Raw genomic sequence first — 23,012 nt, 5'->3', positions numbered from 1 at the left:
GATATATTTCGGCATGACTTCCAAAATCCTGGCCAAATCTGACTTCGCCGCGCTCTCCGAATTCCGCTACCAGATGCGCCGCTTCGAACGCTTTTCCGAAGACGTGGTGCAAGCGCAAGGCATCACTCCGCTGCAATACTTGCTGCTGCTGCACATCAAGGGCTACCCGGGCCGCGACTGGGCCACGGTGGGCGAACTGGCCGAACGCCTGCAAGCGAAGCACCATGGCGTCGTCGCGCTGGCCACCCGCTGCGAAGCGATGGGCCTGGTCGTGCGGCGCGTGAGCGAGACCGACCGCCGCCGCGTGGAAATCCACTTGCTGCCGCACGGCGAGACTATCCTGGCGCAACTGGCCGAACAGCATCGCACCGAGCTGTTGTCACTCGACGGCGTATTCACGATTCCGCGGATCCGCCATGAGTAACCATGACACCCGCCGCGACTTCGACGGCAGGTCGCGCCTGCTGCTGCTGACCAGCATCGCTGCCGTGGTCGGTGCGCTCAGCACCGTCACCGCCGACCTGCTGCTGCACGCGATCCGCGTCTTCACCAACCTGTTCTTCTTCCAGAAGCTCTCGACCGCCTTCACTTCGCCGGCGGCCAACACCCTGGGCCCATGGGTGATCGTGGTGCCCGTGATCGGCGGCCTGGTCGTGGGCCTGATCGCCCGCTACGGTTCCGAGGCGATCCGGGGCCACGGCATCCCGGAAGCCATCGAGGCAATCCTGTTCAAGAAAAGCACCATGTCGCCCAAGGTGGCGGTATTGAAACCGCTGGCGTCGGGCATTGCGATCGGCAGCGGCGGCCCGTTCGGCGCCGAAGGCCCGATCATCATGACCGGCGGCGCGGTCGGCTCGCTGATCGGCCAGCATTTCCATTTGACGGCGGCCGAGCGCAAGGCGCTCCTCGTCGCTGGCGCCACCGCCGGCATGACCGCCGTATTCGGCACGCCGATCGCGGCCGTGCTGCTGGCGGTGGAGCTGCTGCTGTTCGAACTGCGCCCGCGCAGCCTGGCGCCGGTGGCTGTTGCCTGCGCGGTGGCCGGCTTCCTGCGTCCGCTGTTGATCGAATCCGGTCCGCTGTTCCCGCTGCACACGCAGGCGCTGCCGCCCTCGGCCCTGCTGTCGTGCCTGATCGCCGGCGTGCTGTGCGGGATGCTGGCGTGGCTGCTGTCGAACGCGCTGTACAAGGTGGAAGACGGCTTTCACAAGCTGCCGATCCACTGGATGTGGTGGCCGGCCCTTGGTGGCTTGGCCGTGGGCATCGGCGGCTACCTGCAGCCGCGTGCGCTGGGCGTGGGCTACGACGTCATCGCCGACCTGCTGAACAACCACCTGGCCGCCACCGCGATTGCCAGCCTGCTCATCGTCAAAGCCGTGATCTGGCTGCTGGCGCTTGGCTCGGGCACCTCGGGCGGCGTGCTGGCGCCGCTGCTGATGCTGGGCGCCGGCCTCGGTGCCCTGCTCGGTCCGTACCTGCCCGGCGGCGAACCGGCCGTGTGGCCGCTGGTATTCATGGCCGCCACCCTGGGCGGCATGATGCGCGCGCCGGTGATGGCGGTGGTGTTCGCATTCGAACTCACCCACGACGCCAACGCCCTGCTGCCGGTACTGGCCACCGCCACGGTGGCGTACGCGTTCACGGTGCTGACCATGGACCGCTCGATCCTGACCGAAAAAATCGCCCGTCGCGGCCACCATATCTACCGCGAATATGGCATCGATCCACTCGAGCGCCACAGCGTGGCAGAGGTGATGACCCACGTGCCGGACACCATCGCCGACGACGCGCTGCTGGCAGACGTGGTGAGCACCCACTTCCATGCTAAGCCTCGCCACCGCGCATACCCGGTGGTGCGCAGCGACACCGGCGCCCTGGTAGGCATGCTCGACCGCGAAGGTGCAGCCAGTCGCCCGGATGCGTTAAGGGTGGGCGAGCTGTTCGGGGTGAACGTTCCACTGGTGGCGCTGGCCGACGAGACCTGCCGGGCGGTGGCCACGCGGCTGGCCGTGCACGGCACGGGCCGGCTGCCGGTGGTGGCGGACATGCAGTCGCGGCGCCTGGTCGGCATCATCAGCCACAGCGACCTGATTAAACCAGCGCTCGGTTTGCACACAGACGAACTGGAACGGGAGACAGTACGGCATGTGCGGTTTTTCGGTGCGCGGCGCGCAGATGTCGGATAATGGCGTTTTACCGATTTTAAAACCGCCGTGTCCGACCTCCACACCCTTGCCGACCGCATCGAAGACGTCCTGCCGCAAACGCAATGCACCAAGTGCGGCTTCGATGGCTGCCGTCCGTACGCGCAGGCGATCGCGGACGGCGCGGCCGAGATCAACCAGTGCCCGCCGGGCGGCCTGGAGGGCATCGCCCGGCTGTCGGCAGTCACCGGCCGCAAGATCATCGCGCTCAATCCCGTCAACGGGCTCGAACGGCCACGCGCGGTGGCCTACATCGACGAGACGCTGTGCATCGGCTGCACCCTGTGCATCCAGGCCTGCCCGGTGGACGCCATCGTCGGCGCCGCCAAGCTGATGCACACCATCGTGCCCGACCTGTGCACCGGCTGCGACCTGTGCGTGAACCCGTGCCCGGTCGATTGCATCGTGATGTACCCGGTCACCGAGGCGACCGGCTGGGCCGCCTGGAGCCAGCCCGATGCCGATGCCGCGCGCGAACGCCACGACTTCCGCCTGCTGCGCCTGAAGCGCGAAAAACAGGAAAACGACGAGCGCCTGGCCACCAAGGCCGCCGCCAAGATGGACGCGGTGGAAGCGCTGGCGCCGGTGGACGACGCTGGCGCCGCCGAAAAGGAACGCAAGCGCGCCATCATCGCCGCCGCCATGGAGCGCGCGCGGGCCAAGAAAGAAGCGGCTAATGCTGAAGCGGCCGAAGCCGCCGCAGCCGACCGCCATAACGGAACCCAGCCTGAATGAATCCAGCCAAACGCTACGACATGTTCGTGCGCTTCCGCGCCGCCAATCCCCATCCCAAGACCGAACTCGAATACACCACGCCATTTGAACTGCTAATCGCGGTGCTGCTCTCCGCGCAAGCGACCGACGTGGGCGTCAACAAGGCTACCCGCAAGCTGTACCCGGTGGCCAACACGCCGCAGGCCATTCTCGATTTGGGCGAGGACGAACTCAAGACCTACATCCAGACCATCGGCCTGTATAAAACCAAGGGCAAGAACGTGATCGCCACCTGCAAGATGCTGGTGGAACTGCACGGCGGCGAGGTGCCGCGCGACCGCGAGTCGCTCGAAGCGTTGCCCGGCGTGGGCCGCAAGACCGCCAACGTGGTGATGAACACGGCGTTTGGCGAGCCGACCATGGCGGTCGATACGCACATCTTCCGTGTTTCCAACCGCACCGGCCTGGCGCCCGGCAAGAACGTCGACATCGTCGAGCAGAAGCTGCTGAAATTCGTGCCGAAAGAGTTCTTGCAGGATGCGCATCACTGGCTGATCCTGCATGGCCGCTATACCTGCAAGGCCAGGAAACCCGAGTGCTGGAACTGCATGCAGATCGATTTGTGTGACTACCGCAGCAAGACCCCGGCGCCGGACGGCATTTAAAACCCGACTTACACCAGCACCAGGTTATCGCGGTGCACCAGCTCCTTGCCTTCCAGGAAGCCGAGGATGCCTTCGATTTCGCTCGACGGCTTGCGCATGATGCGGCGCGTTTCGGCGCTGGTGTAGTTCGACAGCCCGCGCGCCACCGGCACGCCAGCGTGGTCCACGCACGTGATCACCGCGCCGCGACCGAACTCCCCCTTCACCTCCACCACGCCGATCGGTAGCAGCGACTTGCCCTCGGCGGTCAGCTTCTGCACCGCGCCCGCATCGAGCACGACCTGCCCTGCCGTGTGCAGGTGGTCGGCCATCCATTGCTTGCGCGCAGTGAGGTGGCCGGTTTGCGCGGCCAGTTCGGTGCCGATGGCTTCGCCGGCGGCGAGGCGTTCGAGCACATGGTCTTCGCGCCCGTAAGCGATCACGGTGTGTGCGCCCGACTTGGCGGCGCGCTTGGCGGCCAGGATCTTGGTCAACATGCCGCCGCGCCCCAGGCTGCTGCCGGCGCCGCCGGCCATCGCTTCCAGAGCAAGATCACCGGCGCGGCCGTGCTGGATCAATACCGCTTGCGGGTCCTTGCGCGGATCGGCGCTGTACAGGCCCTTCTGGTCGGTGAGGATGATCAGGGCGTCGGCCTCGATCAGGTTGGCCACCAGCGCGCCCAGGGTATCGTTGTCGCCGAACTTGATCTCGTCGGTGACCACCGTGTCGTTCTCGTTGATGATCGGCACAATCCCAAAGCGCAGCAAGGTGGTCAGCGTGGAGCGGGCGTTCAGGTAGCGTTCGCGGTCGGCCAGGTCGGCATGGGTGAGCAGCACTTGCGCCGTGCCCAGGCCGTGCGCGCGAAAGCTGGTTTCGTAAATCTGCGCCAGGCCCATCTGCCCGACGGCGGCGCAGGCCTGCAGTTCGTGGATGTCGTGCGGGCGGTGCTCGAAACCGAGGCGCAACATGCCTTCGGCAATCGCGCCGGACGAGACCAGTACCACCTGCTTGCCGAGCGCGCGCAAGGCGGCGATCTGCGCGGCCCAGCGGGCGATGGCAGCGTGGTCGAGACCGCGGCCGTCGTTGGTAACCAGCGACGAGCCGACCTTGATGATGATGCGTTGGGCTTTTTGTATGACGGAATTCATGGGTGCGACACTGCTCCAGACAAGCGAAAAAAACGACCGTGGTTGTGCTGTGATTGTGCTTAATGTGCGCAGGTCGGGCGGATGGCCTTGCTTGCCGCAGAAGGTTGCCGGGCTCGTGGTGACAAAGGCCGGCGGGCATCATCAGCTGATGGCGATTATGCCGATGGAAAAACAAAAGGCATAAGCAGCTGATGCTGATTATGCCTTTGATACCAGATTCCGTCGAGGACCGGTGCGGTCCCCGCGTGAAAATCAGTCGAGAATCTTGAAGCGCGGATCGTCCGGATCGATCGACGAAATGCCGCGTGCTTCCTCGGTCATCTGCGTCTCTTCGCTGCGCTGCTCGGTGTGACGCACTTGTTCCAGGTGCATCTGGATGGCGTTGACCAGCTCTTGCGTACCATCGTGGCTCAGCGCCGAGATCTCGAATACCGGGCCCTTGAAGCCGAACTTCTTGACGAAGTCCTTGACGCGCTTGACACGTTCCGCTTCCGGCACCATGTCGAGCTTGTTGAGCACCAGCCAGCGCGGCTTGTCCACCAGCGCTTCGTCGTATTTTTTGAGCTCGTTGACCAGGGCCTTGGCTTCCTTGACCGGATCGACATTGGTCTCGAACGGCGCCAGGTCGACGATGTGCAACAGCAGACCGGTGCGCTGCAAGTGACGCAGGAACTGGTGGCCGAGACCCGCGCCTTCGGCGGCGCCTTCGATCAGGCCCGGGATGTCGGCGATCACGAAACTTTTCTCGTGCGATACGCGGACCACGCCCAGGTTCGGGAACAAAGTGGTAAACGGGTAGTCGGCAATCTTCGGACGGGCGTTCGATACGGCCGAAATGAAGGTGGACTTGCCGGCGTTCGGCATGCCCAGCAGGCCGACGTCGGCCAGCACTTTGAGCTCGAGGCGGATTTCGCGGCGTTCGCCTTCTTTACCCTCGGTCTTCTGGCGCGGTGCGCGGTTGGTCGAGGTCTTGAAGTGGATATTGCCCCAGCCGCCCTCGCCGCCCTTGGCCAGCAATTCCATCTGACCGTGCTCGGTCAGGTCGGCCAGGATCTCGCCGGACACGTCGTCGATGATCAGGGTGCCGACCGGCATGCGCATGTGGATATCGTCAGCGCCCTTGCCATAGCAATCGGCGCCACGGCCCGATTCGCCGTCTTTCGCGCGGTGCACCTTGGAGAAGCGGAAATCGACCAAGGTATTGATGTTACGGTCCGCTACAGCCCAGATCGAGCCACCCTTGCCGCCGTCGCCGCCGTCAGGGCCGCCAAATGGGCGGAATTTTTCACGGCAAAACGAGGCGCAACCATTGCCGCCGTCACCACCGATTACTTCAATTTTTGCTTCGTCGATAAACTTCATGATGTACCGCCATAAAACTAAAAGGCCCTACCATGGGCAGAGCCTTTTCGATTGAAGGCTTGCGCCTTACAAAATCGGACCATGCGCCCCGCGCATCATCCGTTCAGCGTTATTACGCTGCTGCTGCTACCACGGTAACGTATTGCTTCGAGCCTGCGCCCTTGATCACGAACTTGACCACGCCGTCCACCAGAGCGAACAGGGTGTGGTCTTTGCCGGTGCCAACGCCTTCGCCGGCGCGCACTGGGGTGCCGCGTTGACGAATGATGATGCCGCCTGCATTGATCGTTTGACCGCCGTAAACCTTAACGCCCAGGCGTTTTGATTCTGAGTCACGACCATTTCGCGTTGTGCCGCCGCCTTTTTTGTGTGCCATGCTAAAGCTCCTTGAGTACTAGTGTGCCGGAACGGGATTAGCCGTTGATCGAGACGATTTGGATTTCGGTGTAATTCTGACGATGGCCTTGATGCTTCTGGTAGTGCTTACGACGACGCATCTTGAAAATCTTCACCTTATCGTGACGACCTTGAGCCACAACAGTAACCAGTACCGTAGCACCTTCAACCAGGGGAGCACCAAACTTGATGCTGTCGCCCGCGCCAACGGCGAGGACTTGGTCAATGGTGATTTCGGAACCAATGTCTGCAGGTATCTGTTCTACTTTAAGTTTTTCGCCAGCGACAACTTTGTATTGTTTGCCACCGGTTTTTATGACCGCGTACATGATTTGAAACCTCTTCATATGTTGAGAAAAATCCGCCAGCGCCTTGCAGCTACGAGTACTGCTGTCCTGCATGGAAACCGGGGAACCGCAGATTATACATGGGATGGGTTTTCGCGTCAAAAACTATTCACAAACTGCCGGCGGCGTGGTATGTCAGTCAACTTGGCTCTCCATCAAGATGGACAAATCCACCAGCGCCCCCGGTTGAGAGGGCCATGTCGTATAATCTCGGCACCTATAATGTCAACGCACAGGTTCGTCTTGTCTGCCGCCACCCAAACCGCCCCCCAGAACACCATCGCCCACTCGATCGCCGCCGACATGGACGCGGTCAATGCGGTGATCCGCCGCAAGCTGCATTCCGAGGTCAGCCTCGTCAACCAGATTGCCGAATACATCATCAGCGCTGGCGGTAAACGCCTGCGGCCGGTATTGGTATTGCTGGTAGCTAATGCGTATTCCTACAAGGGTACGGCCCACCACGAACTGGCCGCCGTGGTCGAATTCATTCATACCGCCACCCTGCTGCATGACGACGTGGTCGATGAATCGTCGCTGCGCCGGGGACGCGCCACCGCCAATGCGCTGTTCGGCAACGCCGCGTCGGTGCTGGTGGGCGACTTCCTGTATTCGCGTTCGTTCCAGATGATGGCCGACCTGGCCAATATGCGCGTGATGCAAATCCTGTCGGAAGCGACCAACGTGATCGCCGAAGGCGAAGTGCTGCAACTGCTGAACATGCACGACCCGGACGTGAGCCAGGAGCGTTACCTGCAAGTGATCCGTTCGAAAACCGCCAAGCTGTTCGAAGCCGCCGCCGAACTGGGCGCACTGATCGCCGGCGCCACCGAACCGCAGATCGCCGCCGCCGGCGAATACGGCCGCTCGCTGGGCACCGCGTTCCAGCTGATCGACGACGTACTCGACTACGCCGGCGACGCTGCCGAAATCGGCAAGAACGTCGGCGACGACCTGCGCGAAGGCAAGCCGACGCTGCCGCTGATCTACCTGATGGAAAACGGCACGCCGGAACAGCGCGAACTGGTGCGCACCTGCATCGAGCAAGGCGACGAACAGCACTTCGACGCCGTGCTGGCAGCGGTCACGAGCAGCGGCGCACTGGACTTCACGCGCCGCCAGGCCGAGCTCGCTGCCGAGAGCGCAGCCCAGGCGATTGCCGGACTGCCCGAGAGCGAATACAAGGACTCGCTGCTGCAGCTGGCGCATTTTTCGGTTAATCGTACGCACTAACCGTACGGGCGCGGTTTACCGCTGAGACCCATGGGGTCGGACCCCGTACGGGGTCCGACCCCGGCCCTGGCCGTGCGGGTCTTACAAAATTTCCAGCACCAGCTCCGAAGGCCGGCACAGGCGCACGCCCTTGTCGGTTACCACGAACGGCCGGTTGATCAAAATCGGATGGGCCAGCATGGCATCGAGCAGCGCCGAATCGGGCAACGACAAGTCACCGAGGCCCAATTCGCCGTACAGGTCGCCCTTGTCGCGCATGGCCTGGCGCACCGTCAGGCCGGCTTTGCCTATCAGTTCTTCCAGCTGCACCCGGGTGGGCGGGTTTTTCACGTAGTCGATGATCTGCGGCTCCACGCCGGTGGCGCGGATCGCCTCCAGGGTCTTGCGCGACGTGCCGCAAGCGGTATTGTGATAAATCGTGATTGCCATGAGGCTGCCTTCGAGGATCAATTCAAAGGCAGCATTATCGCCTAGAACTTCGTCGCCAGACTCACACCGATCGCGCGCGGCATCAGTCGATAGCCCTGCACGATCGACGCCACCTGCGGATGCTGGATCACGGTATCGTTGTCGAACGCATTCTTGACGAACACGGTGACCGTATAGTTGTCGAAGCTGGTACCGGCGCTGAAGTCGGCCGTGTGGTAGCCGGGCCGGTCGTAGTCGGTCGACTCCGGGTTGAGCGAGCCTTTGCTCGTACCCACCCACTGCACGCCCCCCATCACGAACGCGCTCTGGGCGCCGGCCAGGGCGAAGTTGTAGCGCGCACTGATGGCCGCGTTGTACTTCGGCACGCCCTGGATGCGCGCGCCAGCCACCGCCCCCACTACGCCGTTCTGGCTGCCGACATCGTTGCTCAACTCGGCCTTCACATAACCACCCGACGCGCTCAAGGTCAGCCCGGCCATCGGCTTGGCCTTGATGTCGAACTCGACGCCACGGGTAGTGGCGTCGCCGGCGTTGGCGTTATAGGTGTAGGCGCAGGTGGGCAGGTACACGCCTTGCTGGATGTTTTTCCATTTTACGTAGAACACGTCGGCGTTGACCGTCAGGCGGTTGCCGAGGAAGCGCGACTTGCTGCCCAACTCGTAACTCCACAGGCTGTCGGCTGCGTAGTTGGGCGGGCCTTCGCTCAAGCCGTTCAGCTCGAGGTCGGGGCCGCAGGTCGTCGGCGGCACGAAGATGTTCGAGCCGCCCAGCCGGAAGCCCTTGGCCACGCTGGCATACACGGTGTTGGCCGGATCGACTTCCCACGTCATTGCATACTTGGGCGTGAACGCGTGCGACGACAGGCTGGCGCCGCTGTTGTTGCCGGCGCCGGCCAGGTAGTTGCCGTTGCGCTGGGCCAGCGTCGACTTCGCTTTCAGGTAACGCGCGCCGACGGTCGCGTGCACGGCGGGGGTGAAGTAATAATTGGCTTCGCCAAAGATCGACGCCTGCTTTTCGCGGTAGTGGAACTGGCCGGCAAACGCGTCGTCGTTCGGAAACGCGCCGGGCCGCACGTCCGGCAACAGCTCGGGATCGTCAATATCGAAGCCGAACGATTTAAAGGTATCGGTCAGGCCGAAAATCGGATCGTTCTCGGCGATGTCGGTGCGCTGGCGCGAGAAATAGGTGCCGGCCAGCCAGGTCCAGGGCGACACCGCCGGAGCATAGGGACGCGAAGCCAGGCGGAATTCCTGCGACACCTGGCGCACCCGGTTTTGCAGGTACACGGCCGATGGCAGGCCGGCAATCGCGTCGATGAGCTCGGGCGGCGCCTTGCCGCCGTCCTCGGTCGAAGTAAGGAAAGTCGAGAGCGAATAGCTGTTGTAGGCCGAGCCGTTCTGGGTGCGGTCGAACTTGCGCGAGAAGTAGCTGGTGGCCGACGTCAGGTCGGCGCCGCCCAGGTCCCAGTTGACGGTGATGCTGGGCGCGAGCAGCTTGTCGATCGATGGCTCGCGCACTTGCTTTTGCGCCTGGTAATTGGGTCGGTCGAGGTTGAAGGCCGAGATATCTTTCGCATCGAGGCGCTGGAAATACAGCGACGGCGTCACGGTCACATCGCGCGTGGCCCGCCACTTGAGCGCCACGCGCAGTTCCTGGTCGCTGATCTTGTTGATGTTACTGGCCAGGCCAGACCCGTTGCCATCGACCTGGTCGATGAAGCCACCCGTGTGCTGGGCCTGCACACCGATGCGCAGCGCCAGCTCGTCGGGTACCAGCGGGAAATTGCCGACCACATTGGCCGACCAGCTGGCGCTGCCGCCCCTGGCATTCGAGGCCTCGGTATACGTGGTCACTTCGCGCTCTTTCAGATCCGGCTCGTTGGGCACGAACTTGATGGTGCCGCCCATCGAGCTGGCGCCATACAAGGTCGCCTGCGGGCCGCGCAGCACTTCCACCCGGTCGATATCGAAAAAGCGCGGCTCGATATTGCCCATCGTGTAGACGTTGCCGACCGTGACCGGCGTATCGCCCAGGTACACACCCACTGTGGCGGCCCCGGCGGTTGAGCTGACGCCACGGATTTCGATATTCGACGTCCCCGGCCCCGCCCCGCCGTTGCCGCTGGCAGCGGTAAACGAGATATTCGGCACCACGCGCGTGAGGTCGGTGATGTCGCGGATATGCTCTTCCTGCAACTGCTTGCCGGTCACCGCCGAGATGCTCATGGCCACCTTGGCCGGGTCTTCCCGGCGCTTTTGCGCGGTGACCGTCACCACTTCGATCTGGTCGCTGTTAGTCATCTTCTGGGCCACCTGTGCCTGGGACTGCGCCACTGGCGCCAGTACCGCCAACGCCGCCGCAACCGCACTGAACATGATCGTCCGTCGTGTTTTCATCCGTATTCCCCAATCGCCAAAGTGAGCCATGAGGGCGAACTGCGCCCTGAAATGATGCATCTTTTGCCAATCAACAAGCTTAACCATCTTAATCTTTTTGCAAAGCAAGATCTTTGCCAAGCTGGGTGAAAGCGTTGGCGGTGTGCCACAGACAGGGACAGTGCTGATGTGACGCAAACAATGGGCGCAAGCAGGTCAAATACCGTGGCGCACGCGCATCACGCGATTGAAGCGCGGGCGGGAATATGCTGAAATATCGGGGTGTCGGGGTGTAGCTTAGCCCGGTAGAGCGCTACGTTCGGGACGTAGAGGCCGGAGGTTCGAATCCTCTCACCCCGACCAACTTTGCCAAGGATCAAGTCAAACAGGAACCGTTACCATGACGAACACTGACCGCTTTACCAGCGTATGGGACGCGATCGAAGACACGCCGGAAGAAGCCGCGAACATGAAGGTTCGTTCGCAGCTGATGATGCAGCTGAAAAGCCACATCACCAACTCCGGGCTGAGCCAGGCAGACGCGGCCAAAGTCCTGGGCATCACACAACCGCGCGTATCCGACCTGATGCGTGGCAAGATCAATCTGTTCGCTATCGATGCGCTGGTGAATATGGCTGACAAGGCAGGCCTGCACGTCGAACTCCAATTGCTCGATGCAGCTTGACTGGCACGACCTGAACCTATCGGTAAGCGTAAGGCATTCACCATGGCCAAGCCAAAACAACTTGCAGACAAACCGGCAAACAAATCTCCGAAAAGCTGGCGTTTTATCTAAAAATTCATCTGCAATCAATGGCTTATACAAGCTGAAAAGCGGCAGAAAAAGCGGCATAGACCGTGTCCGCGCCCGCCTCCCTGCGGCGCCTGCAATGCTAGACTGAACCCCAGTCAAAACAACGCCACGGAGACGACATGCCACAAACGAGCGCTGCACTGAATCCTCAACCCACCGAACAGCCAAGCTATGTCCATGGCGCCCACGACGTGCCGCTGATCGGCGTGACCATCGGCCGCTTCCTGGCCGACATCGCCGCGCGCCACCAGGACAACGAGGCGCTGGTGGTGCCGCACCAGGGTGTGCGCTGGACGTATGCCGAACTCGATGCGCGTGTGTCGCGCCTGGCGGCCCGACTTCTTGCGCTGGGTTTGCAGCCGGGCGACCGGGTCGGCATCTGGTCGCAGAACTGCGCGGAATGGGTGCTGGTGCAGTTTGCCACTGCCCGCGCCGGACTGGTGCTGGTCAACATCAACCCGGCCTACCGGCGCAGCGAGCTCGAATACGTGCTGGGCAAGGTGCAGTGCGCGGCGCTGATCCTGTCGCCATCATTCAAGGCCAGCGACTACCTGGCCATCGTCAACGCCGTGGTGCCCGAGCTGCGCCACAGCAGTCCCGGCCAACTGCACGCAGATAAGCTGCCGCAGCTGCGCCACGTGATCCGGCTGGGCGCTGAGCGCACGCCCGGCATGCACAACTTCGACGAGCTGCTTGCCCTGCCCGATGCGCAGCAGCAGGCTGCACTGGCGGCCGTGGAAGCCACGCTGCAATTCGACGACGCGGTCAATATCCAGTTCACGTCCGGCACCACCGGCGCGCCCAAGGGCGCCACGCTCACCCACCACAACATCCTCAACAATGGCTTTTTCGTGGGCGAAGCCATGCGCCTGACCGAACGCGACCGGCTGTGCATCCCGGTGCCGCTGTACCACTGCTTCGGCATGGTGCTCGGTAACCTGGCGTGCGTCACGCATGGCGCGACGATGGTGTTTCCCGGCGAGAGTTTCGAGCCGGCGGCCGTGCTGGCCACGGTGCAGGCCGAACGCTGCACCGGACTGCACGGCGTGCCTACCATGTTCATCGGCATGCTCGATCATCCCGATTTTTCCCACTACGATTTATCGACGCTGCGCACCGGCATCATGGCCGGCTCGCCCTGCCCGGCCGAGGTGATGAGCCGCGTGATCGAGCGCATGCACCTGACCGAGATCACGATTGCCTACGGCATGACGGAAACCTCGCCGGTCAGCTTCCAGAGTTCGGTGGACGACCCGGTGCACCTGCGCGTATCCACCATCGGCCGCGTGCATCCGCACCTGGAAGTGAAAATCGTCGATGGCGACGGGCGCATCGTGCCGCGCGGCGTGAAGGGAGAACTGCTCACGCGCGGCTACTCGGTCATGCTCGGCTACTGGGGCGACGACGAGCAGACGCGCGACACCATCGACGCCGCGCGCTGGCTGCACACGGGCGACCTGGCCGTGCTCGATGCCCAGGGCTTTGCCAGCATCGTCGGCCGCGCCAAGGACATGGTGATACGCGGCGGCGAGAACATCTACCCGCGCGAGATCGAGGAATTTTTGTACCGCCACCCCAAGGTGCAGGACGTGCAGTGCGTGGGTGTGCCGGACGCAAAATATGGCGAGGAACTGTGCGCCTGCATCATCGTGCGCCCGGGCATGACCGCCGACGAGGACGAGATCCGCGCTTTTTGCCAGGACCAGATCGCGCGGTACAAGATTCCACGCTATATCCGCTTCGTGCCGGCGTTCCCGATGACGGTCACCGGCAAGATCCAGAAATACCTGCTGCGCCAGCAGGTGGCGACCGACCTCGGGCTGGCGCAACACTAGGCAGCCGGCACCATCTGCACCACCACCTTGCCCTTCGCCCGCCCCTGGTCGAGGTAAGCGAGCGCCTCCTGCGCCTGCGCGAACGGATATACCTGGTCGATCACCGGCCGGATGGCGCCCGCGTCCAGCAGCTTGCCGATCTCGGCCAGCTGGCCGCCATCCGGGCGCACGAACATGAACGAATAATCGGCGCTGCGCCGCTTGGCCAAACCCCGGATCTTGCGGCTCAGCAGCCCCATCACCAAGCGGAACACGACATTCATGCCACGCTGGCGGGCAAAGTCCGCGGTGGGTGGGCCGATCAGCGATACCACGTGGCTGCCCGGACGGACGATTTTCAGTGCCTGTTCCAGGCCGTCGCCACGTACCGTGCCCAGCACCACGTCGTAACCGCTCAGCACTTGCGTGAAGTCCTGCTGCTTGTAGTCGATCACTTCGTCGGCGCCGAGGCTGCGCACCAGCGCCACGTTGGCGGTGCTGGTGGTGGTGGCCACGCGTGCACCCATCTGTTTGGCCAGCTGGATCGCGAACGAACCGATGCCGCCCGAGCCGGCCGGGATGAACACTTTCTGGCCCGGCAACAGCCGCGCGTGTTCGTGGAACGACTGCCACGCGGTCAAGCCCACCATCGGGATCGACGCGGCCTGCACGAAGTCGAGGTTGACCGGCTTGTGGGCGGCCGCGTGTTCGGACACGGCAACGAACTCGGCCAGCGAACCGCGGCCGGTATCGAACACGCTGGCAAACACCGCGTCGCCGACCTTGAAGCGGCTGACACCGGCGCCGGTGTCCACCACCACGCCGGCGAGGTCGCTGCCGATCACGGCAGGCAACGCAAACTTGAGCAGCGGCTTGAAGTCGCCCTTCGGAATCGCATTGTCGATCGGGTTGAGGCCGGCCGCGTGAACCTGCACCAGGATCTCGCCAGGCCCCGCCACGGGACGGGCCACCTCGGCCAGCGCCAGGGCGCCGCTCTTGCCGTAAGCTTTCAGGATGAGTGCCTGCATGGTATTCCTCAGTTGGCCAGGGTTGGGTAATCAGTGTAACCGTTGGCGCCGGGCGTGTAGAACGTTGCCGGGTCCGGCGCATTCAACGGCGCATCGCGGCGCAGTCGCTCGACCAGGTCCGGGTTGGCAATGAACGGGCGACCGAACGCCACCAGGTCGGCCTCGCCGGCAGTCAGCGCCTGTTCGGCGCTGGCCTTGTCGAAGCCGCCGGCAGCGATGAACGGGCCGTCGAACGCTGAGCGCAAGGCCGCCTTGATGCTGGCCGGCACTGGCGGCGTGCCCATCGCGGAATGGTCGAGCACGTGCACATACATCAGGCCCAGTTGCGACAGTTCCGACACCAGCGCCACGTATTGCTCATCGACGCCGTCATAGGCGCCGGCAGCATTGACCACGCCGTAGGGAGAGAGGCGAATGCCCACGCGCTCGGCGCCGATCGCAGCGACCGCTGCGCGCGCCACTTCCAGCACGAAGCGGTTGCGGCCTTCGGCGGTCGCGCCATAGCCGTCGGTGCGCAGGTTGATATTGGCGTTGAGGAATTGCTCGAGCAAATAGCCGTTGGCCGCGTGCAGTTCGATGCCGTCGAAACCGGCCTCGATCGCCAGGCGCGCGGCGTTGGCATATTCGGCCACTGCGGTGGCGATGTCCGCTTCGGTCATGGCGCGCGGCGCCGTGTGCGGCACGGCTTCCTCCTTGCCATCGACGCGCATCTCGCCAGGGCACACTTCGGCCGAAGGCCCCACCACCACGGCGCCGGCCGGCAGGTTATCGACGTGGGTTACGCGACCGGTGTGCATCAGTTGCACGACGATCTTGCCGCCTGCGGCATGGACCGCGTCGGTTACCAGGCGCCAGCCTGCAGCGTGCTCGGCATTGAACAGGCCGGGAATCCGTGGGTAGCCGAGGCCGTTGGGCGATGGCGACGTGCCTTCGGTGATGATCAGGCCGGCGGTGGCGCGCTGGGCGTAGTACGTGGCCATCAGGCTGTTGGGCGTATTGTTGTCGACGGCGCGGCTGCGGGTCAGCGGCGACATCACCACGCGGTTGGCCAGCTCGGTGCCGCGCAGGGCGAAAGGTTCAAACATCATGGTGGTTATCCGGGGTTAGGGGTTAAGCAGGCAGCAGGCGCGGCGCGACGGTGCCGGTCTGGGCGGTGGCGAACAGGGTCACGCGGGCTGCTTCGTATTTTTCGATCAGTGACGCGTCGGCAATCGATGGCAAGGTCAGGGTTTCGCCCTGGTCCAGGCCGAACAGCGCGGCATCGACCATGGCGTCGGCCGCCATCACGGTTTCCGGCGCCAGCGCGGCCAGCGGCACGCCCGAAGGGTCCCACAGCTCGGTGGCGGTGGCAGCCGGCAGCACCGCTTGTACCTTGACGCCGGTCTCGGCCAGCTCGTGCTCGATGCCGCGCGTAAAGGCCACCACGAACGACTTGGTGCCGCTATAGACAGCGGTGATCGGCAGCGAGTGCAGGCCCAGCACCGAGGCGACGTTGATGATCAGGCCGGCGTTGCGCTGTTTGAACGCTGGCAGCACGGCGTACGTCAGGCGGGTCAGCGCGGTAATGTTCAGGGCCAGTTGCGCGGCCACATCCTCCGGGCTGCTGGCAGCCAGCGGCGCCAGGCGGGCGATGCCGGCGTTGTTGACCAGCACGCTCACGGCCGGATTGTTGGCCAGCACGTCGGCCACGCTGTCCTGCCCTGCGCTGGTGGCCAGGTCGGCCACCAGCGGCGTCACCTGCACGCCGTGTTTTTCGGTGAGGCTGACAGCGAGGGTTTGCAGGCGGTCGGCGCGGCGGGCGACGAGCACCAGGTCGTAGCCACGGGCGGCAAAACGGTCGGCATAGACGGCGCCGATACCGGACGAGGCGCCGGTGATGACGGCGATATTGCGGTGGCTGTGAGCGGTAGACATGACTTTTTCCTTTAGTGAACTGCAAAAAATATGACGATCATCATATTACGAGGCAAAAAAAACCGCCGAGGAATTATTCGGCAGCCGGTAAATACTGCTTGAGGGTGGCCGCGCACAGCGCCGCCGACAACTTGGGATCGTCCACCGCCCGGGCCAGCATGGTGGTGCCGATCAGGGAGGCGAGCAAGGACATGGCCTGTTCGTGGGCCTCGGGCTGGCCCCACTCGGGCATCTGGCGCGCCAGCACGTCGATCATTTCCTTGATGTGCACCGTGGCGACCTGGCGTACCTCGGGCGCCTGGCGCGGCATTTCGGATGCCAGCGCCGACACCGGGCAGCCGTGCTCGATGGACGCGATGTGTTGCGGTGACAGGTAAGCTTCCATGATGGCCTTGATCGCCTGGCCGGGCGGCGCACTGGCCGCCACCCTGGCCGCCAGCGCCACCGCGTCGGCGCCTGCGCGGTCGCCGGCCTCGGCCAGCAGCGCGTCGCGCGAGGCGAAGTGGGCGTAGAAGCCGCCATGGGTAAGGCCGGCCTCCTTCATGATATCGGCCACGCCGGTGCCATCGTAGCCGCTGCGGCGGATGGCGCGCGAGGCCACCTCGACGATACGGTCGTGGGTGACTTCCTTGCGGCTGGCAGCCGGGCGCTTGGCGGATTTGGTTTGCATGACGGTCATCATATACCCGTTTTAATTTGGCTGCAAGCCGCGCCCTGTTTTGGCGAACACGGTTACCGCACCGGCGGCATCGCATCCGTCTCAGCTTGGCCGGCCGGGCGCGCCAGCCATGCCACCGCCAGCGACACCAGCAGCAAACCCAGTGCCACCGGCGCAAACGCCCGCACGCCGAACCGGTCGAGCAGCAAGCCACCCGCCAGGCCGCCCCCGGCAATGGCCAGGTTCCAGGCCGTCACCAGCATCGATTGCGCCACGTCGGCAGCAGCGCCGGCGACGTTGTCGAGCGCGGTCTGAAACAGCGTGCCGGAGCCGCCGAACGCCACGCCCCACAGCGCAACAGCGAGATAAATCATGCCGGGGGCCGGCTGCGCGGGGATCAGCACCAGCAGCAGCGCCGCCAGCGCAAACAACGCATGGCTGGCAATGATCAGCGCGCGCAGGTGGCGGTCGATCAGCACGCCGGTAATCCAGATGCCGGCCAGCGCAGTCAGGCCGAACACCAGCAGCACCACGTCGATGCGCGGCGCCAGCCCGGCGCCGGCCAGGAACGGCGCGATATAGGTGTACAAAATATTGTGGGCCAGCACATACACCAGCACCATCGACAGCACCGGCCGCACGCCGGCCAGCGCCAGCACCGATGCCAGTGTCGATACCAGCGACCGGCGCGCGCTGGACGGCTGGCCCGCCACGTCGGGCACCTGGCGCCACACCCACAGCATCAACAGCAGCGCCAGTGCACTCATGGCGGCAAAGCACAGGCGCCAGCCCAGCAGCTTGCCGAGCAAGGTCGCCAGCGGCACGCCGAGCGCCAGCGCCAGAGGCGCGCCCACCATCGCCACCGCGATCGCCCTGCCCTTCTGGGGCGCCGGCACCATGCGCGCCGCGTAGCCGGCCAGCAGCGCCCACAGCACGCCGGCAGAAATGCCCGCCACCAGCCGGCCCGCCATGATGGCGCCGTAGTGGCTTGACAAGCTGGTGATACTGTTGGCGATGGCAAAACCGGCAATCGCCAGCAGCAGCAACGGCCGGCGGCGCCAGCCCTGGGTGAGCGTGACCAGCGGAATGGCCGCCACCAGCGAGCCGATCGCGTAAATCGTCACCATCTGGCCGACCATTGCTTCAGAGACCGACAGGCCGGCTGCGATCGGCAGCAACAGGCCGGCCGGCAGCGTTTCGGTAAGGATGGTGAGAAAGCCGGCCATGGCCAGGGCCAGCAGGGCTGCCAGCGGCAGTGGGCGCTCGTTTGACATGTGATGTCCTTTGGATAAAAAGAATCGATCATAGGCAGCGCGCCAATAAAGAAAAAGTCGGGTACAGTTCCTCGTTCTAAGGACATAACTGTCCGCAATCAGGGAGATGCATGGACAGCTTGACCGGCTTTACGGTGTTCGTGGCAGTGGCGGAGGCGCGCAGCTTTGTCGCAGCCGGCCGCGCCCTCGGCGTGTCGGCGTCGGCCGTGGGCAAAAGCATCGCCCGTCTCGAAGACAAGCTCGGTGTGCGGCTGTTTCACCGCAGCACGCGCAGCATCACGCTCACTGCCGAGGGCGGCCTGTTCCTCGAACGCAGCCGGCGCATCCTGGCCGAGATCGAAGCGGCCGAGCAGGAACTCTCGCAAGCGGCCGGGGCGCCGCACGGACGGCTGCGCCTGAGCCTGCCGCTGGTCAGTACACTGGTGCTGCCGATGCTGAGCGACTTCATGCGCCTGCATCCGGCGGTGCAGCTCGACCTCGACTTCACCGACCGCATGGTCGATGTGATCGACGAGGGTTTCGACGCCGTGGTGCGCACCGGCCAGCCTACCGACTCGCGGCTGTCGGCGCGCCAGGTCGGCACGTTTCGCCAAATGCTGGTGGCTTCGCCCGCTTACCTGGCCCAGCGCGGCGTGCCGCAGGCGCCGGCGGATCTGCTCCTGCACAGCTGCCTGCATTTCCGCTTTCCCCATAACGGCAAGCTCGATACCTGGCCGCTTCCCGGTGAGGACGACCAGCCGCCGTGGTCACCGCCCATCTCGATGGTCTGCAACAACATCGAAACCCGCGTGTGCTTCGCGGTGCAGGGGCGCGGTATCGCCTTCCTGCCCGATTTTTCGATCCGCGACCAGCTGGCCGACGGCCGCCTGGTGCAGGTGCTGCCCGGCTGCGAGCGCAGCAGCGCGTTTCACGTGCTGTGGCCGGCCAGCCGCCATCCGTCGCCCAAGGTGCGGGCCCTGGTGGACTTCCTGTGCGAACATCTGTTCGCGGCGTCCCCGCCTACGACCAAACAGGAGCATGGCAAACGATGAAGACGGTGTTGTTCTGGTTCCGCAACGACCTGCGCCTGCACGACCAGCCCGCCCTGCAGGCGGCGCTGGCCAGTGGCGCCCGATATCTGCTGCCGGTGGCGTGCCTGTCGGCGCCGAACGCGACTACCGCCTGGGGCTGGGAGCGCGCCAGTCCACAGCGCCGCGCCTGGCTCCACGGCGCGCTGTGCGACCTGGACCGGCAACTGACCGGCCTTGGCTGCCCGCTGCTGGTGTGCGATGGCGATCCGGCCACCGTGCTGCCGGCGCTGGCCGCTGTAGTCGGCGCTACCGAACTTTACTGCGAAGACATCGCCGCACCAGAGGAACAGCAGCACGTGGCCGCCTTGAGGGCGGCTGGCCTGGCGGTGCATACCACCTGGCAAAGCACACTGCTCGATCCGCAGTACCTGCCGTGGCCGGCGGATGCGCTGCCGGCCAGTTATACGCCGTTCCGGCAGGCGGTCGAGCGGGCGCTGCAATCGGCTGCGCCGGTGCCGCAACCGTTGGCGCCAGCCCGTGCTGCGGCATCGACAGCGCCATCCGCTGATACTGCGCCGGTGTCGCACAGGTCGTTCCCCGCTCTGGCCCCGGCGCCGCTGGCAGCGCCCGGCGCCATGTTGCCGTGGCCGCCGGCGGCTACCGCTGCTGGCGCGACCCTGCCGGGCTACCGCGCTGTACTGCTTGCGGTACCTGAGGATGCGCTGCTGGCCAATCCCCGCTCATCGCTACCGGCTGGACCGGCAGGTCTGCAAGGCGGCGAGACCGCCGCCCTGGCGCATCTGCACCAGTATTTGCAACGGCGCCTGCCCGACAGCTACAAGCGCACCCGCAACCAGTTATACGGCGTCGATTTTTCCAGCAAGTGGTCGCCGTGGCTGGCCAATGGCGCACTGTCGGCGCGGCGCATCCTGGCCGAGGTGCGTGCTTACGAGGCCGAGCATGGCGCCAACGAAGGCACCTACTGGCTGTGGTTCGAACTGCTGTGGCGCGACTACTTCCGCCTGCTGCATTTGCAGTATGGTGCGGCGCTGTACCGCGAACGCGGCCTGTCCACGCGGTCGGCAGCACCGCCTTCTGCTACCTCGGATGAGCGCACTGCCAACCTCGCTCGCTGGCGCCACGGCGCAACCGGCGAGCCGCTGGTGGACGCCGCCATGCGCGAACTGCTGCACACCGGTTACCTGAGCAACCGCCTGCGCCAGGTCGTGGCCAGCTACCTGCTGAACGAGTTGCAGGGCGACTGGCGCGCCGGCGCCGCGTGGTTCGAGTCGCGCCTGGTCGATTACGACGTCTACAGCAACCAGGGCAACTGGCTGTACATTGCCGGACGCGGTACCGATCCGCGCGGCGGGCGGCATTTCAATCTCGAGAAGCAGACCGCCGAGCATGATCCCGATGGCGTTTATCGCCGGCGGTGGGCGGGAAGCGAATGTCCGTAGCGCGGGCTACGGAAAACTCAGCACGAAACGCGCCTCGTCGCCATCGGTATCGAGCCGCGCCGCGCCGCCATGCACCGCCATGATGGCGCTGACGATCGCCAATCCCAGGCCGGTAGAACCGTCGGCATTGCCGCGCGCGGGATCGGCGCGGTAAAAGCGGTCGAACAAATGCGGCAAGTGTTCTGGCGCAATGGGTGCGCCCGTATTGGCGACCGTGATCTCGGCGCCGCTGCCGCGCCGGTCTGCGCGCAGGGTGATCGTGCTGCCCGGCTGCGCATGGCGCACCGCGTTCGAGACCAGGTTGGCCAGCGCGCGGCGCAGCAGGGCCGGATCGGCCTGCACCACCGCCTCGCCCACGCAGGCGATGTGCACGTCCTGCTCCTCGGCCATGCCCTCGTAAAAGTCGGCCACCTTGCGCAGTTCGTCCAGCGCGGCCAGCGGCTGGCGCGCCAGCAGCACGTCGTCCTGGCCGGCGCGCGCGAGGAACAGCATGCTCTCGATCATGCGCGCCAGGCGTTCCAGTTCCTCGATATTGGAGCCGATCAGCTGCTCGTAGTCTGCCGTGCTGCGCGGCTGCGCCAGCAGCACCTGGCTTTGCCCCAGCAGGTTGGTGATCGGCGTGCGGAACTCGTGCGCCAGGTCGGCCGAAAAGCCCGACAGCCGTGCATAGCCCTCCTGCAGGCGCGCCAGCATGGCATTCAGGGCATCGACCAGCGGCAGCAGCTCGGACGGCGCGTCGCCGGCATCGAGTCGCTGTGCCAGCGTACCGGGACGCACCAGCGCCGCGTGGGCCGCGATGCGGCGCAGCGGCCGCAGTCCGCGATGCAGCATCAATGCCGCGCACAGGGCGGCAGCGAGCGCACTGACGGCGGCGGCCATGGCGATGCGCCAGCGGTACTGGCCGAACATCGCATCGCGCTCGGCGTACAGGCGCGCCACGTACACGTTGACGTCACGGGTACCCAGGCGCGCGGCCGCAGCCACCACCCGGCCCGGCTCACCATTGCGGCCGCGCCAGCTGACGATCGCGTCACGGTCCGGTGCGGCGCCGGCCATGGTCGGTAGCGGATAGCGCTCGCTGCCGGCGTTGATATCGGCCAGCACGGCGCCGTCAGCGGCCACGATGCGCACCAGCGAGTTTTCCTGGCCGCTCATGGTGTCGCGAAAAAATTCCGGTTGCGTGCCCACCAGTTCCGCCGCACCGGGACGGGCCAGCACGATCTGCACCTGGCGCAGCTTGCCCAGCAGCTGGGCGTCGTCGCGGCGCTCGATCTGGGCCACGAACTCGCGGTACAGGTACGCACCCAGGCCGGCCGCCGCCAGCGCCACGATCAGCATGAACAGCGCGGTCACCCGCACTGTCAGCGAAGAGCGCCAGCGCCTCATGGCGCGTCCGGAACCGGAACCGGGGCCAGGTCGCACACATAACCCATGCCGCGCCGGGTGTGGATCAGTTTGACCGGGAACGGGTCGTCGAGCTTGCGGCGCAGGCGGCGCACGGCCACTTCGATGACGTTGCTGTCGCTGTCGAAGTTCATGTCCCACACCTGCGAGGCGATGATGGAGCGCGACAGCACCTGGCCCTGGCGCTGGGCCAGCAGGTGCAGCAGCGCAAACTCCTGCGAGGTGAGCACGATGGTGGTGGCGCCACGCCGCACGCGGCGGCGCAGCACGTCTATTTCGAGGTCGCCGATGCGGATCAGGTCATCCTCGCGCGCCGGGCCACGCCGCAGCAGCGTGCGGATGCGCGCCACCAGTTCCACGAACGCGAACGGCTTGACCAGGTAATCGTCGGCGCCCAGTTCCAGCCCGCGCACGCGGTCCTGCACTTCGTCGCGCGCAGTGAGAAACAGCACCGGCACCTGCTCGGTGGCCTGGTCGGCGCGCAATGCCGCCAGTACCTGCCAGCCGTCCATGCCGGGCAACATCACGTCCAGCACCACCAGCGCGAGGTCGGCGGCGCCTTCCTTTGCCATGGCCAGTCCCTCGCGGCCCGTGCGCGCCAGGCGCACTGGAAAACCCGATTCGGCCAGGCCGCGCATCAGGTAATCGCCGGTCTTCGGCTCGTCTTCGATAATCAGGATGGTCATGAAAGGGCTCGCCTGCAAAACAGCCATTCTACCCCTGCCATCCCGGGCGCTGGATGACGAAATTATCATCTGGCGGTCAGCTTCTTGTCGGGGTCGGG

23 protein-coding genes and 1 tRNA gene are annotated in these 23,012 nt (G+C 65.0%); 11 read left to right on the top strand and 13 right to left on the bottom strand.

From position 1 onward, the window contains the following. Window positions 1-13 precede the first annotated feature (13 nt). From J2X54_RS15545 to nth, 4 genes are read left to right on the top strand one after another with little or no spacing between them, the layout of a single operon-like run. Window positions 14-424 carry a MarR family transcriptional regulator gene (locus J2X54_RS15545; protein WP_310181824.1) on the top strand — a complete coding sequence of 137 codons (411 nt, stop codon included), beginning with the start codon at window positions 14-16 and terminating at the stop codon, window positions 422-424. Continuing rightward, the gene (locus J2X54_RS15540; RefSeq protein WP_310181822.1) at window positions 417-2,186 is read left to right on the top strand and encodes a chloride channel protein; all 1,770 of its coding nucleotides are present in this window, start codon (window positions 417-419) and stop codon (window positions 2,184-2,186) included. Before J2X54_RS15545 ends, J2X54_RS15540 begins: the two co-directional genes overlap by 8 nt. A 27-nt stretch (window positions 2,187-2,213) precedes the next feature. Next, window positions 2,214-2,939 (top strand): electron transport complex subunit RsxB, encoded by a 726-nt coding sequence (gene rsxB, locus J2X54_RS15535; RefSeq protein WP_310181821.1) that lies wholly within the window; start codon window positions 2,214-2,216, stop codon window positions 2,937-2,939. Further along, window positions 2,936-3,583 carry an endonuclease III gene (gene nth / locus J2X54_RS15530; RefSeq protein WP_310181819.1) on the top strand — a complete coding sequence of 216 codons (648 nt, stop codon included), beginning with the start codon at window positions 2,936-2,938 and terminating at the stop codon, window positions 3,581-3,583. Before rsxB ends, nth begins: the two co-directional genes overlap by 4 nt. Window positions 3,584-3,591: 8 nt before the next feature. On the opposite strand, the gene proB is transcribed toward nth, so the two are convergent. Beyond that, window positions 3,592-4,710 carry a glutamate 5-kinase gene (gene proB, locus J2X54_RS15525; RefSeq protein ID WP_310181816.1) on the bottom strand — a complete coding sequence of 373 codons (1,119 nt, stop codon included), beginning with the start codon at window positions 4,708-4,710 and terminating at the stop codon, window positions 3,592-3,594. On the opposite strand from proB, the gene J2X54_RS15520 reads away from it, so the two are divergent. Next, on the top strand, window positions 4,697-4,894 hold the full coding sequence (locus tag J2X54_RS15520; protein ID WP_310181813.1) for a hypothetical protein: 198 nt from the start codon (window positions 4,697-4,699) through the stop codon (window positions 4,892-4,894). The genes proB and J2X54_RS15520 overlap by 14 nt on opposite strands. A 68-nt stretch (window positions 4,895-4,962) precedes the next feature. On the opposite strand, the gene obgE is transcribed toward J2X54_RS15520, so the two are convergent. The 3 genes from obgE to rplU all read right to left on the bottom strand — a co-directional run bounded on the left by obgE (window position 4,963) and on the right by rplU (window position 6,797). Then, window positions 4,963-6,072 (bottom strand): GTPase ObgE, encoded by a 1,110-nt coding sequence (obgE, locus tag J2X54_RS15515; protein WP_310181811.1) that lies wholly within the window; start codon window positions 6,070-6,072, stop codon window positions 4,963-4,965. 112 nt (window positions 6,073-6,184) lie between these two features. Beyond that, a complete protein-coding gene (gene rpmA, locus J2X54_RS15510) occupies window positions 6,185-6,448 on the bottom strand; it encodes a 50S ribosomal protein L27 (protein WP_070245829.1) in 264 nt (87 codons plus the stop codon). A 37-nt stretch (window positions 6,449-6,485) separates the two neighbouring features. Then, window positions 6,486-6,797: a 50S ribosomal protein L21 gene (gene rplU / locus J2X54_RS15505; protein ID WP_026637237.1), complete on the bottom strand. Its 312-nt coding sequence runs from the start codon at window positions 6,795-6,797 to the stop codon at window positions 6,486-6,488. Window positions 6,798-7,037: 240 nt separating this feature from the next. Here rplU and ispB point away from each other — a divergent pair, with 240 nt between their 5' ends. After that, on the top strand, window positions 7,038-8,048 hold the full coding sequence (ispB, locus tag J2X54_RS15500) for an octaprenyl diphosphate synthase (RefSeq protein WP_208599974.1): 1,011 nt from the start codon (window positions 7,038-7,040) through the stop codon (window positions 8,046-8,048). Window positions 8,049-8,129: 81 nt separating this feature from the next. On the opposite strand, the gene arsC is transcribed toward ispB, so the two are convergent. Together arsC and J2X54_RS15490 are read right to left on the bottom strand one after the other, a co-directional pair. Next, entirely contained in the window at window positions 8,130-8,477 is a 348-nt protein-coding gene (gene arsC / locus J2X54_RS15495; protein WP_310181807.1) for an arsenate reductase (glutaredoxin), read from the bottom strand. Window positions 8,478-8,518: 41 nt separating this feature from the next. Continuing rightward, window positions 8,519-10,852, bottom strand: a complete 2,334-nt coding sequence (locus tag J2X54_RS15490; protein ID WP_310181805.1) for a TonB-dependent receptor domain-containing protein — start codon at window positions 10,850-10,852, stop codon at window positions 8,519-8,521. A gap of 286 nt (window positions 10,853-11,138) precedes the next feature. Here J2X54_RS15490 and J2X54_RS15485 point away from each other — a divergent pair. The 3 genes from J2X54_RS15485 (at window position 11,139) to J2X54_RS15475 (ending at window position 13,501) form a co-directional block, all read left to right on the top strand. Continuing rightward, window positions 11,139-11,215, top strand: a tRNA-Pro gene (locus J2X54_RS15485). A 37-nt stretch (window positions 11,216-11,252) separates the two neighbouring features. Next, window positions 11,253-11,537, top strand: coding sequence for an XRE family transcriptional regulator (locus J2X54_RS15480; RefSeq protein ID WP_310181802.1), 285 nt, complete (start codon window positions 11,253-11,255; stop codon window positions 11,535-11,537). A gap of 248 nt (window positions 11,538-11,785) precedes the next feature. After that, a complete protein-coding gene (locus J2X54_RS15475; protein WP_310181800.1) occupies window positions 11,786-13,501 on the top strand; it encodes an AMP-binding protein in 1,716 nt (571 codons plus the stop codon). Here the strand turns inward: J2X54_RS15475 and J2X54_RS15470 are convergent. The 5 genes from J2X54_RS15470 to J2X54_RS15450 form a co-directional block, all read right to left on the bottom strand. Further along, a complete protein-coding gene (locus tag J2X54_RS15470) occupies window positions 13,498-14,508 on the bottom strand; it encodes an NADP-dependent oxidoreductase (protein WP_310181797.1) in 1,011 nt (336 codons plus the stop codon). The genes J2X54_RS15475 and J2X54_RS15470 overlap by 4 nt on opposite strands. A gap of 8 nt (window positions 14,509-14,516) precedes the next feature. Further along, a complete protein-coding gene (locus tag J2X54_RS15465) occupies window positions 14,517-15,596 on the bottom strand; it encodes an alkene reductase (protein ID WP_310181796.1) in 1,080 nt (359 codons plus the stop codon). A 22-nt stretch (window positions 15,597-15,618) separates the two neighbouring features. Further along, window positions 15,619-16,422, bottom strand: coding sequence for an SDR family NAD(P)-dependent oxidoreductase (locus tag J2X54_RS15460; protein WP_310181795.1), 804 nt, complete (start codon window positions 16,420-16,422; stop codon window positions 15,619-15,621). A 73-nt stretch (window positions 16,423-16,495) separates the two neighbouring features. Continuing rightward, window positions 16,496-17,104, bottom strand: coding sequence for a TetR/AcrR family transcriptional regulator (locus tag J2X54_RS15455; protein ID WP_404990920.1), 609 nt, complete (start codon window positions 17,102-17,104; stop codon window positions 16,496-16,498). Window positions 17,105-17,154: 50 nt separating this feature from the next. Then, on the bottom strand, window positions 17,155-18,354 hold the full coding sequence (locus J2X54_RS15450) for an MFS transporter (protein WP_310181791.1): 1,200 nt from the start codon (window positions 18,352-18,354) through the stop codon (window positions 17,155-17,157). A 110-nt stretch (window positions 18,355-18,464) separates the two neighbouring features. On the opposite strand from J2X54_RS15450, the gene J2X54_RS15445 reads away from it, so the two are divergent. After that, entirely contained in the window at window positions 18,465-19,385 is a 921-nt protein-coding gene (locus tag J2X54_RS15445; RefSeq protein ID WP_310181789.1) for a LysR family transcriptional regulator, read from the top strand. After that, on the top strand, window positions 19,382-20,824 hold the full coding sequence (locus J2X54_RS15440) for a DASH family cryptochrome (RefSeq protein ID WP_310181788.1): 1,443 nt from the start codon (window positions 19,382-19,384) through the stop codon (window positions 20,822-20,824). Before J2X54_RS15445 ends, J2X54_RS15440 begins: the two co-directional genes overlap by 4 nt. A gap of 6 nt (window positions 20,825-20,830) precedes the next feature. Here the strand turns inward: J2X54_RS15440 and J2X54_RS15435 are convergent, their stop codons facing one another. Both J2X54_RS15435 and J2X54_RS15430 read right to left on the bottom strand, forming a co-directional pair. Further along, on the bottom strand, window positions 20,831-22,210 hold the full coding sequence (locus tag J2X54_RS15435; RefSeq protein WP_310181786.1) for a heavy metal sensor histidine kinase: 1,380 nt from the start codon (window positions 22,208-22,210) through the stop codon (window positions 20,831-20,833). Next, window positions 22,207-22,914 carry a heavy metal response regulator transcription factor gene (locus J2X54_RS15430; RefSeq protein WP_310181785.1) on the bottom strand — a complete coding sequence of 236 codons (708 nt, stop codon included), beginning with the start codon at window positions 22,912-22,914 and terminating at the stop codon, window positions 22,207-22,209. The genes J2X54_RS15435 and J2X54_RS15430 overlap by 4 nt, the downstream gene beginning before the upstream one ends. Between the last annotated feature and the right edge of the window lie 98 nt (window positions 22,915-23,012).

Origin of the sequence: Duganella sp. 3397 (genome assembly GCF_031456625.1) — a bacterium.
In the GTDB taxonomy this organism is placed as follows: Bacteria; Pseudomonadota; Gammaproteobacteria; order Burkholderiales; family Burkholderiaceae_D; genus Rugamonas; species Rugamonas phyllosphaerae.
This window is presented reverse-complemented; position numbering and strand designations above follow the sequence as displayed.